We start from the raw sequence: 19,611 nt of genomic DNA, 5'->3' as shown, positions 1-19,611 counted from the left end.
GCCTTCGCAGGGGTACGATACCTTCACCACCACTTCCCCGGACGAGCCTCAAACCCGGCGCGTTGTTCGATCGCCAGCCCCGCATCGAGTACGCTCTGTTCGTCGAGCGGCTTGCCGATGATCTGCAGGCCGAGCGGAAGCCCCTGCCCGTTCAGTCCGGCGGGCACGCTCATCGCGGGCAGCCCGGCAAGGCTCGCAGGCACGGCGAATACGTCGTTCAAGTACATCGCGATCGGGTCGTCGCTCTTTTCGCCGAGGCCGAACGCCGCGCTCGGCGCGGTCGGCGCGAGGATCAGGTCGCACTCGCCCCACGCCCGCCCGAAATCGCGCGCGATCAGCGTGCGGACCTTCTGCGCCTGCGTATAATATGCGTCGTAGAAACCCGCCGAGAGGACGTAGGTGCCGATCATGATGCGGCGTTTGACCTCGGGGCCGAAGCCCGCAGCGCGGGTCGCGGCGTACATGTCCTGCAGCCCCGCACCCTCGGGCAGGTCGCGCAGGCCGTAACGCACGCCGTCATAGCGCGCGAGGTTCGACGACGCTTCGGCGGGCGCAATGATGTAATAGGCGGGCAGCGCGTATTTGGTGTGCGGCAGCGAGATATCGACGATCTCGGCGCCGGCGTCGCGTAGCCACGCCTTGCCCGCTTCCCAGCTCTTGTCGATCTCGGGGTCGATCCCTTCCATGCGATATTCGCGCGGAATGCCGATCCGCTTGCCCTTGAGGTCGCCGCTGAGCGCGCCCTCCCAGTGCGGCACCGGGTTATCGAGGCTGGTGGCGTCTTTCGGGTCGAAACCCGCCATCGCCTCCAGCATGATCGCGCAATCCTGCACCGTGCGCGCCATCGGCCCCGCCTGGTCGAGGCTCGAGGCGAAGGCGACGACGCCCCAGCGGCTGCAGCGGCCATAGGTCGGCTTGATTCCGCAAATGCCGGTAAAGGCGGCGGGCTGGCGAATCGATCCGCCGGTGTCGGTCCCCGTCGCAGCGGGCGCGATGCGCGCCGATACTGCGGTCGAGCTGCCACCCGAAGAACCGCCGGGGGCCAGATCGGTATTGCCGCCGTCGTTTCTGCGCCACGGCGAGATGACGTTGCCGAAAAAGCTCGTCTCGTTCGACGAACCCATCGCGAACTGGTCCATGTTGAGCTTGCCGAGCATCCCGGCGCCCGCCGCCCACAATTTGGCGCTGACGGTGCTTTCATACTGGGGCACGAAGCCTTCGAGGATGTGGCTCGCCGCGGTCGACTGGACGCCTTCGGTGCAGAACAGGTCCTTCATCCCGATCGGCACGCCGCCCATCAGGCCGAGCGGCTCGCTTTTGGCGCGCTTGGCATCGACCGCATCGGCGGCGGCAAGCGCCTTTTCGGGCGTCTCGACGATGAACGCGTTGAGCGGTTTGGCCGCGGCGACCGCAGCGTTGAAGCCTTCGGCGACCTCACGCGCGGAAAAGCTGCCGTCGGCCACGCCGTCGCGGATTTCGGTGACCGTCAGGTCGGTAAGGTCGGTCATGCCACCCCTCCGCGCTCAGGCTGAGCCTGTCGAAGCCTCGGTGCGTGCTTGCCCTTCGACAAGCTCAGGGTGAGCGGGATGGATTGGGTCAGGACGGGCATTATTCGATTACCTTGGGGACGCCGAAAAAGCCGTGCTGCGGCTCGGGCGCATTGGCGAGGATCTTGTCGCGCACGCCGCCGCCGGTCAGCGGGTCGGCATCGACGACATCGTCGCGCAGCCGCAGCGTGTTGGGGATGACCGCGGTCATCGGCTCGACGCCGGACACATCGACCTCGCCGAGCTGTTCGACCCAGCCAAGGATGTTGTTGAGTTCGGGCAGCAACGCCGCGGCCTCGGCATCGTCCATCGCGATGCGCGCAAGACTGGCGATTTTCTTTACCGTGGGAAGGTCAACCGACATGGCAATCCTGTAGTTCGAGGCGACGACACTGTCGCAGCGCCGCTAGCATTGCCGCGATGCAGCATCAAGCGCGCGGATCGGTGACGGGGCGCTTATTCGAACGGCTCGCCCACCGGCTTGCCATCGACGAAGACCTGGCGGCGCTCGACGCCGCGCACTTCGACGCGCGTGCCCGGTGCCAGAGTAGTCTTCTCGTCTTCGACTTCGCGAGCAATGCCGCGCTCAATCTCGGGTTGCGCGCTATCAACGATCATCCGTTCGATCGAACCGCGCTCGAATCTGTTCCCGACCACCGCATAGCGCGTGCCACCCAGGGCCACCGCGATGCACGGGAATTTGGTGCATAAACCATATTCCTGCGCCGTCGCCTTGACGAGTGCGTCGCTCGGTAGCGATCCGTCGGCCATCGTGAGGTTGCGTCGGACCGGGTCGATGCGTGACCGGGCACGCGCCGCGTTCCCGGCCTGATACCGGTTATCGGCCTGATCGCTGGCCTTGGCCGCCGCCGCGACACGTGCGTCCTTGCTCGTGCGCAATGCCTGCAACGCGCGCCGGCCGGTCGGTCCGAAATCCTCCTTGAGTGCCCAGAAATCGAACTCCTCGGGCGTGACCTTGCCCGCATCGAGTCGGGCGACCTGGCTACGCGTCGCGATTCCGCCGAAATCGACAAACGGCGTCGCGAGCAGGATCGCCAGCCCGCACGTCGCGATCGCGAGGCGCGTGTTGAGCGGACGCAGGCGATCGTCGAATTTACGCCGCGCAATCGCCACGCTGGCAAGATAGGCCGCGCCATAAGCGATGCCGACAAGGACGGTGACCGCCGCCCACAGCCGCTCGGGCGTCCAGCCATATTGGCCGATCCGCTGCCCCATCGAAACCGCCGCGATCATCGCCAGCGGCAGGATGGTGACGGCAAGCACCATCGCGGCTCCGTGGAGAATGCGCGAGCCTGTCCGCTCGTCACGCCCGTTGCCGATCACCGCGTTGACAAACACGACGCCGCCCGCGGCACAGATCAGCAGGATCGGCGTAGCGCTGTCGGTTTCCCATAGCGGCTGCAGCCCGGTGAAGGGCAAGGCGACGAGGAACAGCGTGATCCCGGCAGCGAACACCGGCGCGAGGATCGACAGGACGACGAGCACGACCTTGAGCAGGGTCGCGAGCAGCCGGTCGCTTTCGCGCAATATGCCCGATGCCGCGCCGAACGCGGTGCCCGCCAGCAGCCAGCCGAACCAGCCCTCGCGCAACGCGTCCTGGATGAAATCTATGCCAATGAGGTGGAGCAGCGCGCCGAGCAGCGCGGTCACAAGAAAGCTGAGGCCGACGAACGCGAGGCCCGCCGCACCGATCACCGCATCGGTCCACGCGTGGAGGTGGAGCGTGCGATAGGGAAAGCGCCAGCGCCCCTCGTCGCGTACCGTCTGGAACAGCGGCGCGGCAAGCAACGCGGCGAACAGCGCCGACAGGAACGACCATTCGAACAGCGATGGACGCACGGTATTATACTGCACCGTCGACCAGCCGACGCGTGCGACGACCAGACCGGTTGCGACCGCGAAGATCGCCGCCCAGCGCCAGCGACGCGGCTGCGTGACCAGCACCGTCGCGATTCCGGTCACGAACAGGAAGGCCGCGGTCAGCTGGCGCCAGATCGGCAGCGGATCGGCATAGCCACGCTCCCCGCGATCGACGAGCAGGCCGAACGCCAGCCCCATCGCGCCGAGCAGCCCCGCCATGATCCAGGCCCGCTCGGGCCATGCCCGTTCGTCCAGTCGATCACCGCCGTCATCCATTGTCATTCCCCCGCATTGCCCGTTCGGCGTGTCGCGGCTAAAGCGGCGCGCCTTTCCCTTCCTTGTTAACGGACCCCTTCATGGCCCGCAAATTCCTTTATCTCGTTGCGATCCTTATCGTCCTCGTCCTCGCGGCGGCATTCGCCTATCGCGTATTCCCCGAATATTTCATGCGCCAGGCCTTCGTGCCGAGTGCCGCGTTCGCCGAACAGCGCCCCGTGCCGGCGAACGCCTATGCCAACCCGGACATGTGGTTCGTCCACCCCGCCAGTTCGGACGACCCGGCCAGCTGGACCCCGAAGGATTTCGCCAAGGACGACGGGCCGAAGGGCGATGCGGCGATCTTCTTCGTCCATCCGACGAGCTATCTCGACCGCGCGCACTGGAATGCCCCGCTCGACGATGCGCAGGCCAATAATCGCGCGCGCCTGTTCATCCGCGGCGAGGCGAGCGTTTTCAACCATGCCGGGCAGATCTGGGCGCCGCGTTACCGCCAGGCGACGCTCGGCGCCTTCCTGACCGACGATGCCACCGCGCAAAAGGCGCTCGATGCCGCCTATCGCGATGTCGCCGCCGCATTCGACGCGTTCGTTGCCGCCAACCCGACCGGACCGATCATCCTCGCCGGGCACAGCCAGGGGTCGCTCCATCTCACCCGCCTGCTGCGCGAAAAGGTCGCCGGCACCCCGCTCGCCAAGCGGATCGTCGCGGCCTATGTGATCGGCTGGCCGGTCTCGGTCGACCACGACCTTGCCGCAATGGGCCTGCCCGCCTGCACCACGCCAGACGCGACCGGCTGTATCGTCAGCTGGCAGAGCTTTGCCGAACCCGCCGACCCGTCTCTCATGCTCACCGCCTATGACCGCACGACGGGCTTTGACGGGAGACCGCGCAAGGGCAGCCGGATGCTGTGCAGCAACCCGCTGACCGGCACGCCTGATAGCGCCGCCGATGCCGCGCGAAACCTCGGCACCGTCATCCCCAGCGAGGATTTCAGCGACGGCACGCTCGTCGTCGGATCGGTCCCCGCGCGCTGCGACGACAAGAACGGACTGCTGCTGATCGGCGATCCGCCCGAGGTCGGCAGCTACGTCCTGCCGGGCAACAACTATCACGTGTTCGATTACTCGCTGTTCTGGGCCAATACCCGCGCCGACGTCGCGCGGCGTCTGGCGGCGTTCGAAACGCGATGATCGCGACCGACGCCCGCGCTTTTGCCGAAGCCCTGCCCGACGCAGGGCGGCTGATGGCGCTGGACCTCGGCAGCAAGACGATCGGCGTCGCGTTCTGCGATGCCGGCTGGTCGTTCGCGACCCCCGACAAGACGATCGCACGGACGAAATTCTCGAAGGAAAAGGCGCAGCTGGTCGACCTGGTTCAGCGCCAGTCGATCGTCGGGCTCGTCATCGGCCTGCCGCTCAACATGGACGGCAGCGAAAGCCCGCGCTGCCAGTCGGCGCGCGCCTTCGCCCGCAACCTCGCCGATCTCGACCTGCCGGTCCTGCTGTGGGACGAACGCTGGTCGACGCAGGCGGTCGAGCGTTCGATGGTCGCGAGCGACGTCAGCCGCGGCAAGCGGGCGGCGCGGATCGATGCCGCCGCCGCCGCCTATATCCTGCAGGGCGCGATCGACGCACTCGCCGCGCTTTAGCGAATTGTTGCGATATTGCCGATAGGATCGCGGCGATGCTGATCGCCTACTGGATCATTGCCGCCAATACCGTGGCGTTCGTCCTGATGGTCTGGGACAAGTCGTGCGCCAGGAACGGGCGCTCGCGGATCGCCGAATCGACGCTGATCACGTGGAGCGCGCTCGGCGGATCGATCGGCGCATTGGCCGCGGCGCGGATCGTTCGCCACAAGACGCGCAAGCAGCCGATCGCCAATATCCTGCGCGCGATGCCGCTGGTCCACGGCTTGATCCTCGCGCTGTGGTCCGCGGGTTACCTTGACCCGATAGCGACCGCCATCTCGGACAAGATCGCTTCTGAAACCGCGACGTTCAGCTCTTCATACGATGAACCGCACGGCGATTTCGCATTCGATGGTTGAGGCCGCGCGCATCCCGGCCTAGACGCCGATCCCGATGCCACAGCCTGAAACCGCCTTCGCGCACCGCGACCTGCTCGGCATTGCCGGGCTTTCCGCCACCGATATCGCGCTGATCCTCGACGAAGCCGAGGGCTGGATCGGTTTCAATCGCGGCAAGCGCAAGGCCGACGACCGCTTGCGCGGCCTCACGCAGATCAACGCCTTTTTCGAAAATTCGACGCGCACGCTGTTCTCGTTCGAGATCGCGGGCAAGCGGCTCGGTGCACAGGTGTCGAACTTCCGTCCCGAGGAATCGAGCGTCAAAAAGGGCGAGAGCCTGACCGATACCGCGCTGACCTTGGGCGCGATGCGTCCCGACGTCGTCGTCATCCGCCACGAGGCGGTCGGTGCCGCGGTTGATGTCGCGCGCGTGCTCGACTGCCCCGTGATCAACGCCGGCGACGGCACCGGCGAACATCCGACGCAGGCCTTGCTCGATGCGCTGACCATCCGCCGCCACCTCGGCCGGCTCGATGGCGTCAAGGTCACGATTTGCGGCGATATCCGCCACAGCCGCGTCGCCGGGTCGAACATGCTGTCGCTGCCACTGATGGGCGCCGAAGTTCGCGTCGCCGCGCCGCCGTCGCTGATGCCCGACAGCCTGCCCGACGGGATCGCGGCGTACGAAGATTTCGATGCCGCGCTAGCGGGCGCCGATATCGTCATGATGCTGCGCATCCAGCGCGAGCGGATGGCCACCGCCTTCCCCGACAGCACCGAGGATTACCACGCCGCCTACGGGCTGACGCACCAACGGCTGGCGCGCCACGCCCCGAACGCACTCGTCATGCATCCCGGGCCGATGAACCGCGACGTCGAGATCAGCGGCGAGCTGGCCGACGATCCCGAGCGATCGCTGATCCTCGAACAGGTCGAAATGGGTGTCGCGGTGCGCATGGCCTGCCTCGACCTGCTGACCCGCGCCCGGCGTACATAAACGAACGGCCCGCCGATCGCTCGACAGGCCGATCCCCCGCTTGAAATACTGCTTGCCGGTTAGCGTGCGGCGAACTTGCGTCCATCGTCGCGCGATGCCCAGCGGACATCTTCGCGACCTGAAAGATTGCGCACGAAGCACACGCCGCCGCTACGCTTTACCGCGCTGCAGAGCGATGTGGCCGCCTGGCGCGTGCCGAGGCCGTTGGCGGTCAGCCGGAAGAAATTCTTGCCATCGACGACCGCGTGATGGCTCGTCGCCGAATAACCGTCGAGCGAGGCGAAGCGCTTCGAATATGTCGTCCACGCATCGCGGGCGGCGGCATTGGTCGAGAACGCGCCGAGCTGTACCGACCAGCCGGTGCGCGCATCGGCGATCGATGCTGCCGGTGTAGCGGAGCGAGCCGGTGCCGCGTTGCGAACCGGAGTGAACGAAGGTGCTGCCTGAACCGCCGGGGCGGCTTCGGCGACGCGTTCGAGCATGGTCGACTCCTCGGCGGCAGGCTGAGCCGTCTCGTTGAGCGCGAGCAGGTCGGCAACCGCCTGCGAATACGGTTCCTCGTCGGCCTCGACCGGAGCCGCCGGGATCGGCTGGGCAGCGGCATATTCGATCGGAGCGATCGTGCTCAGGGCAGCATCGCTGGCGGCCATCGGCGCATCGGTAGCGCTGTTGTACGACGCCATGTCGACGATCGCTTCCTTGGCGAGCGCGGCCTGGGCATTGGGCGCGTCGACCAGCGCGAGGCGCGTCGGCAGGCCAGGATCGGCGACGGGGGTGACACCCATCAGGCCGGCGACGAGCTGGGTCGGTGTCGGCGTCTGGACCAGAGCGGCCCATTGCGTCATCCGTTCGTCGAGGTTGGCGATGCTCATGTCCTGCGCGGCGATCAGCTTAGCCTCGAGCCAGCGGCCGGTCATGGCGTGCGCGAAGGCAAGGTTCTGGCGCGTCTGCGCGGTGGCGCCATCGGCGCGCGCGGCGCTGGTCAGGACCATGATCGCGCGTTCGGGCTGTCCGGCGAGCGCGAGCGCGAGGCCGTAATCGCTCTCGATGATCCGGTCGCGATTGGCATCGAGCATCGCAACAGCATCATCGAGGCGGCCGTTGGCCGAAAGCGAGAGCGCGAGCGATACGGCGGTGCCGCCGTCGGTCGCGCCAAGCGCCATCGCATCCTCGAACGCGGTCTGCGCCGAGGCAAAGCGTCCGGCGGCGAAATAGGCATGGCCCAGCTGCGTGCGATAGGCCGCATTGGAAGGATCGGCGGCGACCGCGGTTTCGGCGGCAACGAGCGCTTCGGCGGTGTCGCCCTTGCTCGCCAGCCGCTGGTATTCGCTCGATGCCTTGCCCGCCGATGCGGCAAGCTGGGCATCGCTCGACGCGGGCGACAGGCGGGTGAGGTCGACCCCCGAGCAGCCGCTCAGTGCGGCGCTCATGACAAGTCCCGATGCTGCGATTCGCAAGAATGCCAGATGGGTCATGGTAATCCTCTAGTGTCTGTCGGCGTTATGGCGGGCGACATTACCAGCCAGCGTCTCGACCTCGGGAAGGTTTTCCAGATAGGCGTCGAATGCCTCGGTCAGAATTTGCTGCGCCGACAGGTTGGTGACGGCGCTGGCGAGCCGAAGGCGCAGATGGCGATCGGCGTCGATCCGCAACGTGAAGGCCGCCTTGGCCCCTGCGGCACGCGCGGTCCCGCGCGGGCGTGATTTTTTCGGCGCGCGGAGCTGTGCCTGCCTGGGTGCCTCGGCAGCTGGCTTGACCGCAGGGCGCGGGGTCGGCTGCTTGGGGGCCACTTCGGCCACGACCGGTTCGGTCGCTTGGGGCTGCGACGCTTCGGGAGCAACCGGCTCGGCGGCGTCTGGCTCGGCCACGTCTGCCACTACGTCCTGAACGACTGGAGCGGCGGCAGCTGGCGCGCGAACGCGGTCTTCGAGTGCCTCGCGCTGCAAGACGACCTGCGGCTTGCCGGGCTTGACCGACAAGGGCGAGCGTCCAACCGATGAAACATTGTCGGGAGCCTGGTTCGATTCCGGCTGGTCGCCGGCATCGTCGGACGGGCCGTCGATGTCGCGCTCGATCGGCAGTGCGACGGGCTTAGCGCCCATCGGCGAAAGCATCGGCATGATGTCGGCAACGTGCGCGGCGTGGCTGTCGTGTTCGTCCTTTTCGGGCTCATGGCCCATGTCGTTCCAGCCAAGGTCGTCGTGCGGGCTGGCGATATGGCCGCCAAGGCCCTGGCGACGCATCGCGGGACGCGCGGCGCCCTTGCGGGCCAACAGGCCAGAGGACAAGGATGCGGTGGGTTTGGCTTCGGCCATGGGGCTGGTCCTCTCCACTCGCCTTATTGGCCGACCACGCGGCGGCCGAAGCCACCGAGCGGACGCGGCGCGCCGGCCTGGCTCATCGCCGTGGTCGCAGCGGGCGCACTGAAGATCGTGCGGCGGAAATTCTTTTCGAGGCGGTCGGAGATATAGGTCCACAATTGCGTCACTTCGGCGCACGACTTGCCCTTGGGATCGACCTCCATCACCGTCCGGCCGTCGATCATCGAGGCGGCGAAATCGGTCCGCTGGTGCAGCGTGACGGGGGCGACGGTGCCGTGCTGCGACAGTGCAACCGCGGCTTCGCTCGTGATCCGCGCCTTGGGGGTGGCGGCGTTGACGACGAAGATCAGCGGCTTGCCGGCGCGTTCGCACAGGTCGACCGTGGCGCCGACGGCGCGCAGATCGTGCGGGCTTGGCCGCGTCGGAACGACGATCAGCTCGGACACCGAGATGACGCTCTGGATCGCCATCGTGATGGCGGGAGGCGTATCGATGACCGCGAGCTTGAAGCCCTGCTGGCGCAGGACCTCGAGATCGGCGGCGAGCCGGGCGACAGTGGTCTGCGCGAACGCGGGCAATTCGGCCTCGCGTTCGTTCCACCAGTCGGCCAGCGAGCCTTGCGGATCGATGTCGATAAGGACGACGGGACCAGCGCCCGCCAATTGAGCCTGGACCGCCAGATGGCCGGACAAGGTTGTCTTGCCCGATCCGCCTTTTTGCGATGCTAATGCGAGAACGCGCACGCTTTTCCCCCGAAGTGAGATGTGTTCGACAGGAGGAGTGCCACGAACGGGCCTAAAATTTGGTTAATATGGCGCCATGCAATTCTTGCCCGACCCCGATAAAAGCGGATGATTTGGCACTAACGACGGGTTAAGCTATTTTGCGCTAGGAGCTTTCGACCGCCAATTGCGCTAATGTGTTTCGCACCAACAGTTTTCACCAGGACAAGGATCTCCCGCCATGGTCTCTCATCGCCACCTCATTGCCCTGGTCGCCGCCGGTGCTGCGCTGACGGCCGTCCTGCCCGCTTATGCCGACGTCAAGGCGGGTGTCGAGGCGTGGGAACGCGGCGATTATGCCGCTGCCGTCGCCGCCTGGCGGACCGACGCGATCAAGGGCGATGCCGATGCGCAGTTCAACCTTGCCCAGGCCTACAAGCTCGGGCGCGGCGTCCCTGCCGACCTGTCGATGGCCGAAAACCTCTACCGCCGTGCGGCCGAACAAGGTCATGTCCAGGCGCAGGACAATTACGGCATCATGCTGTTCACCAACGGCAAGCAGAAGGATGCGATGCCGTGGCTCGAGAAATCGGCCGCACGCGGCGAACCGCGCGCGCAATATATCGTCGGCACCGCCGCGTTTAACGGCGACTTCCTGCCCCGCGACCCGGTTCGCGGCTATGCCATGATGCAGCGCGCCAACGAGGCCGGCCTCGAACAGGCCGCCGCCAGCCTCGCCAATATGGAGCCGCTGCTGACGCCCGCGCAAAAGACCCAGGGCCTGGCAATGGCGCAGGAACTTGCCCGGACCGAACGCAACGCGCGGCTCGCGCTCGTCGAGCCCGCCGCCAAGCCCGTTACGAAGGGCCCCGTGACGGTCAAGCCGACGACATTGCCGCCATCGCAGCCCGGCGTGACCTTTACCCCGCCGCCGATGGCCGGCGATCCTGCACCGACACCGGCCCCGGTCATCGTCGCCACACCAAATCCGGTGCCCGCGCCGGCCAGGATCGTTCCCGCTCCGGTCAAGGTGGCAACCGCCTCGCCCCCGGCCGCAACGCGCGGCAAATGGCGCATCCAGCTCGGCGCGTTCAGCTCGCGCGCCAATGCCGAAGCTTTGTGGTCGAAACTGTCGAAAAGCGGCGCGGTCGCGGGCTTGCAGGCTGACTATCAGAGCACGGGCAGACTGACGCGCGTCCGCACCGGTGCCTATTCGACGCGCGGCGAGGCTGAGGCGGCGTGCAAGACATTCAAGGCGCGCGGCCAGGGATGTTTCCCCGTCGCCAACTGAGGCTGCTGTCAGCCTTCGATCCAGTGTGCGCGGGAGATTCCCTGCACCCATAGCAATGCGGTAAGGTCGTTATGCGCGATCGCAGCGGCGGCCGCGGCGGCAACGATCGGCTTGGCATTAAAGGCGACACCCAGCCCCGCGGCCTCGATCATCGGCAGATCGTTGGCTCCGTCGCCGATCGCGAGCACCGCCGTACGATCGACCCCGCGCGCCACGCAGGCCTGTTCGAGCGCCGCCAGCTTGGCCGCGGCATCGACGATCGGCCCTTCGACCTTCCCCATCAGGCACCCGTCAGCGGCGCCGAGGACGTTGCAATGCACCCGCTCGAAACCCAGCCGTTGGGCAACCGGTCCGGCAAAGCGACGAAACCCGCCGCTGACCAGGATCGTCAGCGCGCCGCGCGCGCGCATCGTCCGCACCAGCGTCTGCGCGCCGGGCGTGTCATGGATGCGCGTCGCCAGGCATTCGGCGACTTTCCCGACCGGCAGACCCGCGAGCAGGGCAACACGGTCGTTGAGCGCGCCGACGAAATCGATTTCGCCGCGCATTGCCCGCTCAGTCACCGCGGCCACCTCACGGCCGACGCCGGCAAGGTCGGCGAGTTCGTCGATGCATTCCTGCCCGATCATCGTCGAGTCCATGTCACTGATCAGGATCGCCTTTTCGCGCCCGATCGCAGCTTGCACGACGATATCGCAGCCCTCTACGGCGTCGCGCAGCGCCGCGCGTGCGTTCACCAGACCCTGGCGGAATTCGACATCGGCGGCGTCGCCCTCGTCGATCCAGCGCCAGCCGGCGGGCTCGCAGCCCGCCTGCGCCAGTATCTGCTCGACGCGATCAATCGCGTTCTCGTTCAGCCTCCGGGCTGCTATCACCGTCGCAATGAACATGACATCAGCCGATAGCGCTACCGCCCACACGCCACAACGATCATCCGACGGCCAGCCGGCCGAGGTCGCGATCATCTGCGGCCCGACCGCGAGCGGCAAGACCGCGCTCGCGCTGGCGCTGGCGCAGCGTATCCCCAGCGTCGTCATCAACGCCGACAGTGCGCAGGTCTATCGCGACCTTGCGATCCTGTCGGCGCGCCCCGACGAGACCGAGATGGCCGGCATTCCGCACCGCTTGTTCGGCCATGTCGGCGGAGATGACGACTATAGCGCGGCGCGCTGGGCCGAAGAGGCGACGCGAGAGATCGCCGCCGCCGCCGCCGATGGTCGCCGCGCGATCCTCGTCGGCGGTACCGGTCTTTATATCCGCACGCTGATCGACGGCATCGCGCCCGTTCCCGAAATCGACCCGGCCGTCCGCGACGCCGTCCGCGCGCTGCCTGTCGCACAAGCCTATGCCGCGCTGAAACAGGAAGACCCTGCCGCCGCCAAGCGGCTCAATCGCGGCGATACGACGCGTGTCGCGCGCGCGCTCGAAGTCGTGCGATCGAGCGGCCGCACGCTCGCCGACTGGCAATCGGCCAAGACCGGCGGCATCGGCGCATCGACGCATATCACCGCGACGATCCTGCTGCCGCCGCGCGAATGGCTGTTCGATCGCTGCGATCAGCGGCTGGTCGCGATGATGGCGGGCGGCGCGATTGCCGAGGTCGAGGCATTGCTCGCGCACGGCTACCCGCCCGAAAGCCCGGTCATGCGCGCGATCGGCGTGCGCGATATCGCCGCGATGCTGGCGGGCGAACTTGATTATGACGAGGCGCTGGCCAATGCGCAGCTCGCCACGCGGCGCTACGCCAAGCGGCAATATACCTGGTTCCGCAACCAGCCGCCGGCCGACTGGACGCGCGTCGAGGCGACCCCCGATGCCGCGCTGGTCGCGAACATTGCCGACACGATGGCCGCGGCACTGGCGGGCTGAGCTTGCCTCGCCCCGCCTCGCCGTGGCACGGATCGCCGCCTTATCGGGAGAGCCTCACATGCCGCTGACGATCCATACCGACCGCGACGCCGACCCCGCGCTGCTTGTGGGCAGACGCGTCGCGATTATCGGCTACGGCAACCAGGGCCACGCCCATGCGCTCAACCTGCACGATGAAGGCGTCGATGTCGTCGTCGGCCTGCGAGCCGGATCGGGCAATATCGCCGCCGCTAAAGCTGCGGGTCTGGCGGTCGCCGAACCCGCCGAGGCGGTCGCGAGCGCCGATCTCGTCAGCATTCTCGCGCCCGACGAATGCCATGCAGCGATCTATCAGGAATTCGTCGCGCCAAACCTGCGTGCTGGCGGCGCGCTGTGTTTCGCGCACGGCCTCTCAATCCGCTTCGGCCTCGTCGCCCCGCGCGCCGATCTAGACGTCATCCTCGTCGCGCCCAAGGGGCCCGGTTCGGCGCTGCGCAGCAACTATGTCGCGGGCGGCGGCATGCCCGCGCTGTTCGCGATCGAACAGGATCATAGCGGCGATGCGCGCGGCATTGCGCTGGCCTACGGCTCGGCGCTCGGTTGCGGTCGCGTCGCGATGCTCGAAACCAGCTTCGCCGAAGAGGCCGAGGCCGACCTGTTCAACGAACAGGGCGTCGTCTGGGGCGCGGTGCCCGAAATCATCCAGGCGGGCTATGACGTCCTCGTTGAAGCTGGGTTTTCGCCCGAGATCGCCTATTTCGAGTGCATCACCGAACTCAAGCTGCTCGCCGACCTGATCGCCCAACGCGGCATCGCGGGCATGCGCGAAGTCATTTCGCCGACGGCCGAATTTGCTGGGGTAAAAGGACGCGGGCGGATCGTCACCGACGCGAGCCGCGCCGAACTTCGCAAGATCCTTGCCGAGGTCCGCGCCGGAACACTCACCCGCGGTCTCGTCGCCGAAGCCGAAGCGGGCTATCCTCTGCTCAGCGCCGCGCGCCGCGACGACCGCGCCAAACCGATCGAAGCGATCGGCGAACGCCTGCGCGACCTCGCCGGCTGAGCGCGCCGGCGATCAGGCGGCGTCGCGCAGCCGGGCAAAACTGACCAGCTCGGCAGCAACGGTCGGATCGCAATCGCGAGTCATGTCGACCACTGCATCGGCGATCGATTCGCCGCCGATCGTTTGACGGCTCGCCATCGCCCATTCGCCGAATTGGCGCCGTTCGATGCCCTTGCGCGCCAGGACGACCAGTCCGCGATGCCGCTCGTCGGCGCGGATCCGCGTCAGCGCGGCGTCGATTTCGAACGCTGCGCCCTCGAGATACTGGAGAAAACGCACGCCATCATAAATCAGCATCCCCGACAGGCCGTCGCGCGCATTGTTGCGCCGCGACACAACGAGGATGGCATCGAGGACGGGTCCATCGATCTTTGTCGCGGCGGTGCTGATATAGGTGATCGAATCGATGGGCATGGATGTTCCTCTCATTTGATCAACTCATTATCGGTGAAATCCCTGACATCGTGTTAAGGACATATTGGCGTCATTGGGCGGCCGATACTGGACAGGCTTGGCACCTTCGCTAAGGGTCGGTGCATGACCCTTCCCTCCCCCCTGTTCGACAAGCTGCGCCTGCCGGTCATCGGCTCGCCGATGTTCATTGTTTCCGGCCCAGAGCTGGTGATCGCACAATGCAAGGCGGGGATCGTCGGATCCTTTCCCTCGCTCAATGCAAGGCCGCAGGCCCAGTTCGACGAATGGCTTCACCAGATCACCGAGGAACTCGCGGCGCACAATCGCGATCACCCAGATCGTCCTGCCGCCCCCTATGCGGTCAACCAGATCGTCCACCGCTCGAACGACCGGCTCGACGCCGATGTCGCGACCTGCGCCAAGTGGAAGGTCCCGATCGTTATCACCTCGCTCGGCGCGCGTGAGGATTTGAACGAAGCGGTGCATTCATGGGGCGGGATCACGCTGCATGACGTCATCAACGACATGTATTCGCACAAGGCGATCGAAAAGGGCGCTGACGGCCTGATCCCCGTCGGCGCGGGAGCGGGCGGCCATGCCGGCAAGATTTCGCCCTTCGCGCTGATGGCCGAAATCCGCCAGTGGTTCGATGGCCCCGTCGCGCTGTCGGGTTCGCTTTCGACCGGCCGCGGCATCCTCGCCGCGCAGGCGATGGGCGCCGATTTCGCCTATATCGGCTCGGCCTTCATCGCCACCGCCGAGGCCAATGCCCCGGCCGAATACAAGCAGGCCATCGTCGACGGCCGCGCCGACGACATCGTCTACACCAACCTCTTCACCGGCATTCACGGCAACTATCTCAAATCATCGATCCGCGCCGCCGGGCTCGATCCCGACGACCTGCCCGAAAGCGACCCGAGCAAGATGAACTTCGGCAGCGGGAGCAATGCCAAGGCAAAGGCGTGGAAGGACATCTGGGGCTCGGGTCAGGGCATCGGTTCGGTCGATGTCGTCGAAACGATCGCCGACCGCGTCGCGCGGCTCGAGGCCGAATATCTCGAAGCGCGCGCCGAACTCGACGCCAAGGTGCGCCTCTAGCCGCAACGCGGCCTAGTCGGGAAACAGCGCATAGATCTCCCGGTCGAGCGCCTGCGTATCGGCGTAGAGCCGCATCGGGTCGCGCCGGTTGAGCCAGATCGAGCGCGGCATGCTCCCGTCGATCGTCCGCCTGAGCGCGGCTTGCAGGATCGTCAGTTGCCCGATCGCATCGTGTGCAGCATGTCCGGCAAAGCGTTCGCGCCGCGCCAGCGCGGAAACTCGGATCGTCTCGACCCGCGACGCGACGATATCGCTATAGCCGGGATGCGGTCCGCGATGGAGCGCGCGCCCCGTGCGGCGCGCCTCTATCGAGCGCGCCGGGAGCAATATTCCGTTGCTCGAAAACCGGTTGATGGCGAAACCGTAGAGCGCGAGCCAAGCGAAAAAACCGCTGAACTGTCGATGGCGGAGCAAGCCTGCGGGCAGGATATGGTGTCGCTGGAAGCCCGGCCGCGTCGGCGTTCGCACCGACCAGCGCACCGCCGGCCCTGAAGGCGTGCGTCGCTCGATCGCCCCGTCGTGATCCAGCCCCGCCCCCTATGCCGGATGGATTGCGATATCGACGAGATCGTTTCCGTCGATCCCCGGCTTCGGGCTGAGCACGATCGTTTCGCTCGGCAGCAGCCCGTCGATCGTCGCGTTCCGCAGCACGGGACCGTTTTCGATCATGTCGAGGACCAGCCGGGCGAGCCGCCGGACCGTCTCCGCCGCGCCCAGCTGGGTGGCGTCGGCGGTGAGCTCCTGCCCGGTAAAGACTCCGAGGCCACGTGTTACGATGCGCGCCGCGCCCTCGCCGCTTCCTCGGTCGAAACCGACGAGATGGAGCACGGGAAGCGGGGCACCGCCGAGATATTTTTCGATCCCGCGCGTGATTTCGGGGGCCTCGGACCACAACCGGGCCGGGCACCACTGGATCTGCCGCGGAAACAGGAAGGCCGACAACAAGGCGAGCGTCGTGAGGATCGTCTCAAGATCGCCATCGGGCATCCGCAGCGCCGCCCCGTGCCAGCTCAGGATCACGGTGCGGTCTTCGGGCGGGGCGAAATCCGCGCTGCCCAACCCGGGATAACGGCCCGCCAATCTCTTCGCCATAGCCCCGCTCGGTACGATCCGGGCCACGCGCATCGAGCACGCGGGAAAGCCGATCGCCCACTCGCGCGCCACCACCCCGTCAAACGCGACATCCTGGGGGTCGCCCGGCGAAAGCCCCATGCGCCGCAGGCTGGCCGACAGGGTATCATCGTCGAGTAGGTGCGCCGGGATGCCCGTGAGCAGGGCCGATCCCGAAGGAAGCGATGTGCTGGCCTTCCCCGTCATGGCGCCTTCTCCTCTCGCGTCGTCATCCACCGGTTGTTTTTCGCGCCCGACGTCCCACCTCGCTGATATAGCCCAAGGATTGGATCGGGCGCCATATTTCCACCACAACGGATCAACTTCGATCCCTCGAGGAGCCTGCATGATCGATTTCTACACCGCCGCCACGCCCAACGGATACAAGGTCGCGATCTTCCTCGAAGAGGCGGGGCTCGATTACACGCCGCACTTCATCGATCTTGGCGCGGCCGAACAGAAACAGGCCGAATTCCTCAAGATCAATCCCAATGGCCGCATCCCCGCAATCGTCGATCGGACGGTCGATGGCGGGTTTGCGGTGTTCGAATCGGGCGCGATCCTGCTCTATCTTGCCGAACAATCGGGCCACTTCCTGCCTGCCGAAGACCAGGCACGCAGCCGGACGATCCAGTGGCTGATGTGGCAGATGGGCGGCCTCGGCCCGATGATGGGCCAGCTCAACGTCTTCAAGAAATATTTTCCCGAGACGATCCCGGCCGCGATCGAACGCTATGAACGCGAAAGCTACCGCCTGTTCGACGTCATGGAGGCCCAGCTCGCCGCCAACGAATGGCTGGCTGGCGACGCATACACCATCGCCGACATGGCGGCCTGGCCGTGGGTCGCGGCGCATGGCTGGCCGGGTCTGACACTCGATCGCCACCCCGCGCTCAAGGCCTGGCATGACCGGATCAAGGACCGCCCGGCGGTGGTCCGCGCGATGCAGGTTCCGCCGCGCGCGGTCAAAACCGACGACGATGCGGCGAAGTTCGTCGAAAAGGCGCGCACTATGCTCGCCTGACCCGCCGTCAGATCTCGAGCTGGCTGCCCAGTTCGACGACGCGGTTGGTCGGCAGGCGGAAGAACTCCATCGCGCTTTCGGCGTTGCGCAGCATCCACGCGAACAGCTTCTCGCGCCACAGCGGCATCGCCGGGTTCTTCGATGCAAGCAACGTCTGGCGCGACAGGAAGAAGCTGGTTTCCATCATCTTGAACGGCGCACCGCACGAATTGATCTGCGCCAGCGCCTCGGGCACGTCGGGCTGCTCCATGAAGCCGTAGCGCAGCACGAGGCGATGGAACCCATTGCCCAGGTCCTCGTGCTCGACGCGGTGATCGCCACCGATATACGGTTCGTCGGCGATCTTGACGGTCAACAGGATGACGCGCTCGTGGAGCACCTTGTTGTGCTTGAGGTTGTGCAGCAGGGCGTGCGGCACGCCCGACGCGGTGCTCGTCATGAAGACCGCGGTGCCGGGCACGCGCGCCGCCGAATTGGCCGCCGACTTAACGAACACCGGGATCGGCATCGCCAGTTCGCGCATCCTCTCGCGCATCAGCGTGCGCCCCGCCGCCCAGGTCGTGAGCAGCGTGAAGATGACGAAGCCGACGGTCAGCGGGAACCAGCCGCCATCGGGAATCTTGGTCAGGTTGGCCGCCAAATAGGCCCCGTCGACGAGGAAGAATATGCCGAGCAGCGGCAGCGCATAGCGCTTCTTCCAGCGCCACATGTAGAGCACCAGTACGGTCAGCAGGCAGGTGTCGATGAACATCGCGCCGGTCACCGCGATGCCATAGGCGCTGGTCAGGTTCGACGACGACCGGAAGACGAGAACAAGGACGATGACCATCACCATCAGCGCCCAGTTGACGCTCGGGATGTAGATCTGCCCGGCGGTCTTGGCGCTGGTGTGGTCGATCCGCAGCCGCGGCATGAAGCCGAGCTGGATTGCTTGCTGAGTGACCGAGAAGGCGCCCGATATGACCGCCTGCGAGGCGATGATCGCGGCCATCGTCGCGATGATGATCAGCGGAATCTGGAACCAGTCGGGGGCCAGCCGGTAGAACGGGCTTTCGAGCGCCAACGGGTTGCGCAGCAGCAGCGCCGCCTGGCCCATATAGTTCATCATCAGCGCGGGCAGGACAAAGACCAGCCAGCTCAATCCGATCGGCCGGCGGCCGAAATGGCCCATGTCCGAATAGAGCGCCTCGGCGCCGGTGACGGCGAGCACCACGGTGCCGAGCGACAGGAAGCCGGCGAGCGGATCGGAAACGAAGAACAAGACCGCATAATGCGGTGAAAAGGCGGTCAGGATCGCCGGGGTCTGGGCGATGCTGAGGATCCCGAGCGTCGATATGACGCCGAAATACAGCAGCATGATCGGGCCGAAGAACGCGCCGACCTTGGCGCTGCCCTTGCTCTGGATGAAGAACAGGAAAACAAGGATGAACACCGCGAGCGGCACGATCACCACCGACAAAGCCGGGCTATAGACCGATATACCCTCGACCGCGCCAAGCACCGATACCGCCGGCGTAATCATCGAATCGCCATAGAACAACGCGGTCGCGAACACGCCAAGCAGGACCAGGCCGGTCGACCAGCGCATGTTGCGCGTCCGCCGCCCGACCAGTGCGAGCAACGCCAGGCTGCCGCCTTCGCCCTTGTTGTCGGCGCGCATGATGATCGACACGTACTTGATCGTCACGACGAGCATCATCGACCAGAACATCAGGCTGACGACGCCGTAGATATGCAGCGGATCGAGCGCGAGCTTGTGATGGCCGTCAAAGGTCTCGCGAAATGCGTAGAGCGGACTGGTGCCGATATCGCCGAAGACGATGCCGATCGCGCTGATCGACAGCTTGAGCATCGGGTCGCTGCCGTGGCCATGGCCATGGCCGCGATGCAGCGCCGAATCGCCTGATGACGCGGGCGCGTCGTTTTCCATGTTGGCGGTGGTCATCGACGAGCCCCAGAGACATGCCGCATGAGACGGCGCGCGCCCG

20 protein-coding genes are annotated in these 19,611 nt (G+C 66.3%); 9 read left to right on the top strand and 11 right to left on the bottom strand.

Annotation, left to right across the window (positions count from 1 at the left end; genetic code table 11):
• Window positions 1–23: 23 nt before the first annotated feature.
• From gatA to FSZ31_RS08625, 3 genes are all read right to left on the bottom strand, one after another.
• On the bottom strand, window positions 24–1,508 hold the full coding sequence (gene gatA / locus FSZ31_RS08635) for an Asp-tRNA(Asn)/Glu-tRNA(Gln) amidotransferase subunit GatA (RefSeq protein WP_147122953.1): 1,485 nt from the start codon (window positions 1,506–1,508) through the stop codon (window positions 24–26).
• A 100-nt stretch (window positions 1,509–1,608) separates the two neighbouring features.
• Window positions 1,609–1,911 carry an Asp-tRNA(Asn)/Glu-tRNA(Gln) amidotransferase subunit GatC gene (gene gatC, locus FSZ31_RS08630; protein WP_147122952.1) on the bottom strand — a complete coding sequence of 101 codons (303 nt, stop codon included), beginning with the start codon at window positions 1,909–1,911 and terminating at the stop codon, window positions 1,609–1,611.
• Between the two features lie 92 nt (window positions 1,912–2,003).
• Window positions 2,004–3,710 (bottom strand): DUF4153 domain-containing protein, encoded by a 1,707-nt coding sequence (locus FSZ31_RS08625; RefSeq protein ID WP_147122951.1) that lies wholly within the window; start codon window positions 3,708–3,710, stop codon window positions 2,004–2,006.
• Between the two features lie 74 nt (window positions 3,711–3,784).
• Between FSZ31_RS08625 and FSZ31_RS08620 the strand changes: the two genes are divergently transcribed.
• Genes FSZ31_RS08620 through FSZ31_RS08605 form a run of 4 tightly spaced genes read left to right on the top strand, consistent with a single transcriptional unit; the run spans window position 3,785 to window position 6,732 of the window.
• A complete protein-coding gene (locus FSZ31_RS08620; protein WP_147122950.1) occupies window positions 3,785–4,897 on the top strand; it encodes a DUF3089 domain-containing protein in 1,113 nt (370 codons plus the stop codon).
• A complete protein-coding gene (gene ruvX, locus FSZ31_RS08615) occupies window positions 4,894–5,355 on the top strand; it encodes a Holliday junction resolvase RuvX (RefSeq protein WP_147122949.1) in 462 nt (153 codons plus the stop codon). The genes FSZ31_RS08620 and ruvX overlap by 4 nt, the downstream gene beginning before the upstream one ends.
• A gap of 35 nt (window positions 5,356–5,390) precedes the next feature.
• Entirely contained in the window at window positions 5,391–5,756 is a 366-nt protein-coding gene (locus FSZ31_RS08610; protein WP_147122948.1) for a DUF1294 domain-containing protein, read from the top strand.
• Between the two features lie 34 nt (window positions 5,757–5,790).
• Window positions 5,791–6,732, top strand: coding sequence for an aspartate carbamoyltransferase catalytic subunit (locus FSZ31_RS08605; protein ID WP_147122947.1), 942 nt, complete (start codon window positions 5,791–5,793; stop codon window positions 6,730–6,732).
• Between the two features lie 59 nt (window positions 6,733–6,791).
• Here FSZ31_RS08605 and FSZ31_RS08600 read toward each other — a convergent pair whose 3' ends face one another.
• Genes FSZ31_RS08600 through FSZ31_RS08590 form a run of 3 tightly spaced genes read right to left on the bottom strand, consistent with a single transcriptional unit; the run spans window position 6,792 to window position 9,796 of the window.
• Window positions 6,792–8,162, bottom strand: a complete 1,371-nt coding sequence (locus tag FSZ31_RS08600) for an SPOR domain-containing protein (RefSeq protein WP_161595990.1) — start codon at window positions 8,160–8,162, stop codon at window positions 6,792–6,794.
• Window positions 8,163–8,216: 54 nt separating this feature from the next.
• On the bottom strand, window positions 8,217–9,047 hold the full coding sequence (locus tag FSZ31_RS12890) for a hypothetical protein (protein ID WP_201739168.1): 831 nt from the start codon (window positions 9,045–9,047) through the stop codon (window positions 8,217–8,219).
• 23 nt (window positions 9,048–9,070) lie between these two features.
• Window positions 9,071–9,796: a ParA family protein gene (locus tag FSZ31_RS08590; protein WP_147122945.1), complete on the bottom strand. Its 726-nt coding sequence runs from the start codon at window positions 9,794–9,796 to the stop codon at window positions 9,071–9,073.
• Window positions 9,797–10,016: 220 nt separating this feature from the next.
• Between FSZ31_RS08590 and FSZ31_RS08585 the strand changes: the two genes are divergently transcribed.
• Window positions 10,017–11,066 (top strand): SPOR domain-containing protein, encoded by a 1,050-nt coding sequence (locus tag FSZ31_RS08585; RefSeq protein WP_147122944.1) that lies wholly within the window; start codon window positions 10,017–10,019, stop codon window positions 11,064–11,066.
• A gap of 8 nt (window positions 11,067–11,074) precedes the next feature.
• Here FSZ31_RS08585 and serB read toward each other — a convergent pair whose 3' ends face one another.
• Window positions 11,075–11,956 (bottom strand): phosphoserine phosphatase SerB, encoded by an 882-nt coding sequence (gene serB, locus FSZ31_RS08580; protein WP_147122943.1) that lies wholly within the window; start codon window positions 11,954–11,956, stop codon window positions 11,075–11,077.
• Here serB and miaA point away from each other — a divergent pair.
• Together miaA and ilvC are read left to right on the top strand one after the other, a co-directional pair.
• Window positions 11,955–12,935: a tRNA (adenosine(37)-N6)-dimethylallyltransferase MiaA gene (miaA, locus tag FSZ31_RS08575; RefSeq protein ID WP_147123267.1), complete on the top strand. Its 981-nt coding sequence runs from the start codon at window positions 11,955–11,957 to the stop codon at window positions 12,933–12,935. The genes serB and miaA overlap by 2 nt on opposite strands.
• A gap of 58 nt (window positions 12,936–12,993) precedes the next feature.
• Window positions 12,994–13,977, top strand: coding sequence for a ketol-acid reductoisomerase (ilvC, locus tag FSZ31_RS08570; RefSeq protein ID WP_147122942.1), 984 nt, complete (start codon window positions 12,994–12,996; stop codon window positions 13,975–13,977).
• Window positions 13,978–13,989: 12 nt separating this feature from the next.
• On the opposite strand, the gene FSZ31_RS08565 is transcribed toward ilvC, so the two are convergent.
• Entirely contained in the window at window positions 13,990–14,391 is a 402-nt protein-coding gene (locus FSZ31_RS08565) for a BLUF domain-containing protein (protein ID WP_161595989.1), read from the bottom strand.
• 123 nt (window positions 14,392–14,514) lie between these two features.
• Here FSZ31_RS08565 and FSZ31_RS08560 point away from each other — a divergent pair, with 123 nt between their 5' ends.
• The gene (locus tag FSZ31_RS08560; RefSeq protein ID WP_147122940.1) at window positions 14,515–15,489 is read left to right on the top strand and encodes an NAD(P)H-dependent flavin oxidoreductase; all 975 of its coding nucleotides are present in this window, start codon (window positions 14,515–14,517) and stop codon (window positions 15,487–15,489) included.
• Window positions 15,490–15,501: 12 nt separating this feature from the next.
• Here FSZ31_RS08560 and FSZ31_RS08555 read toward each other — a convergent pair whose 3' ends face one another.
• Window positions 15,502–15,957, bottom strand: a complete 456-nt coding sequence (locus FSZ31_RS08555) for an AHH domain-containing protein (protein WP_161595988.1) — start codon at window positions 15,955–15,957, stop codon at window positions 15,502–15,504.
• A 69-nt stretch (window positions 15,958–16,026) separates the two neighbouring features.
• A complete protein-coding gene (locus FSZ31_RS08550) occupies window positions 16,027–16,806 on the bottom strand; it encodes a hypothetical protein (RefSeq protein ID WP_147122938.1) in 780 nt (259 codons plus the stop codon).
• A gap of 139 nt (window positions 16,807–16,945) precedes the next feature.
• Here FSZ31_RS08550 and FSZ31_RS08545 point away from each other — a divergent pair, with 139 nt between their 5' ends.
• On the top strand, window positions 16,946–17,623 hold the full coding sequence (locus tag FSZ31_RS08545) for a glutathione binding-like protein (protein WP_147122937.1): 678 nt from the start codon (window positions 16,946–16,948) through the stop codon (window positions 17,621–17,623).
• A gap of 7 nt (window positions 17,624–17,630) precedes the next feature.
• On the opposite strand, the gene FSZ31_RS08540 is transcribed toward FSZ31_RS08545, so the two are convergent.
• Window positions 17,631–19,553, bottom strand: a complete 1,923-nt coding sequence (locus FSZ31_RS08540) for a potassium transporter Kup (protein WP_408021655.1) — start codon at window positions 19,551–19,553, stop codon at window positions 17,631–17,633.
• Window positions 19,554–19,611 lie beyond the last annotated feature (58 nt).

It is taken from the genome of Flavisphingopyxis soli (assembly GCF_007995095.1).
Lineage (GTDB): Bacteria > Pseudomonadota > Alphaproteobacteria > Sphingomonadales > Sphingomonadaceae > Flavisphingopyxis > Flavisphingopyxis soli.
The sequence above is the reverse complement of the archived record's forward strand: the minus strand, read 5'-3'. Positions and strand labels throughout refer to the sequence as shown.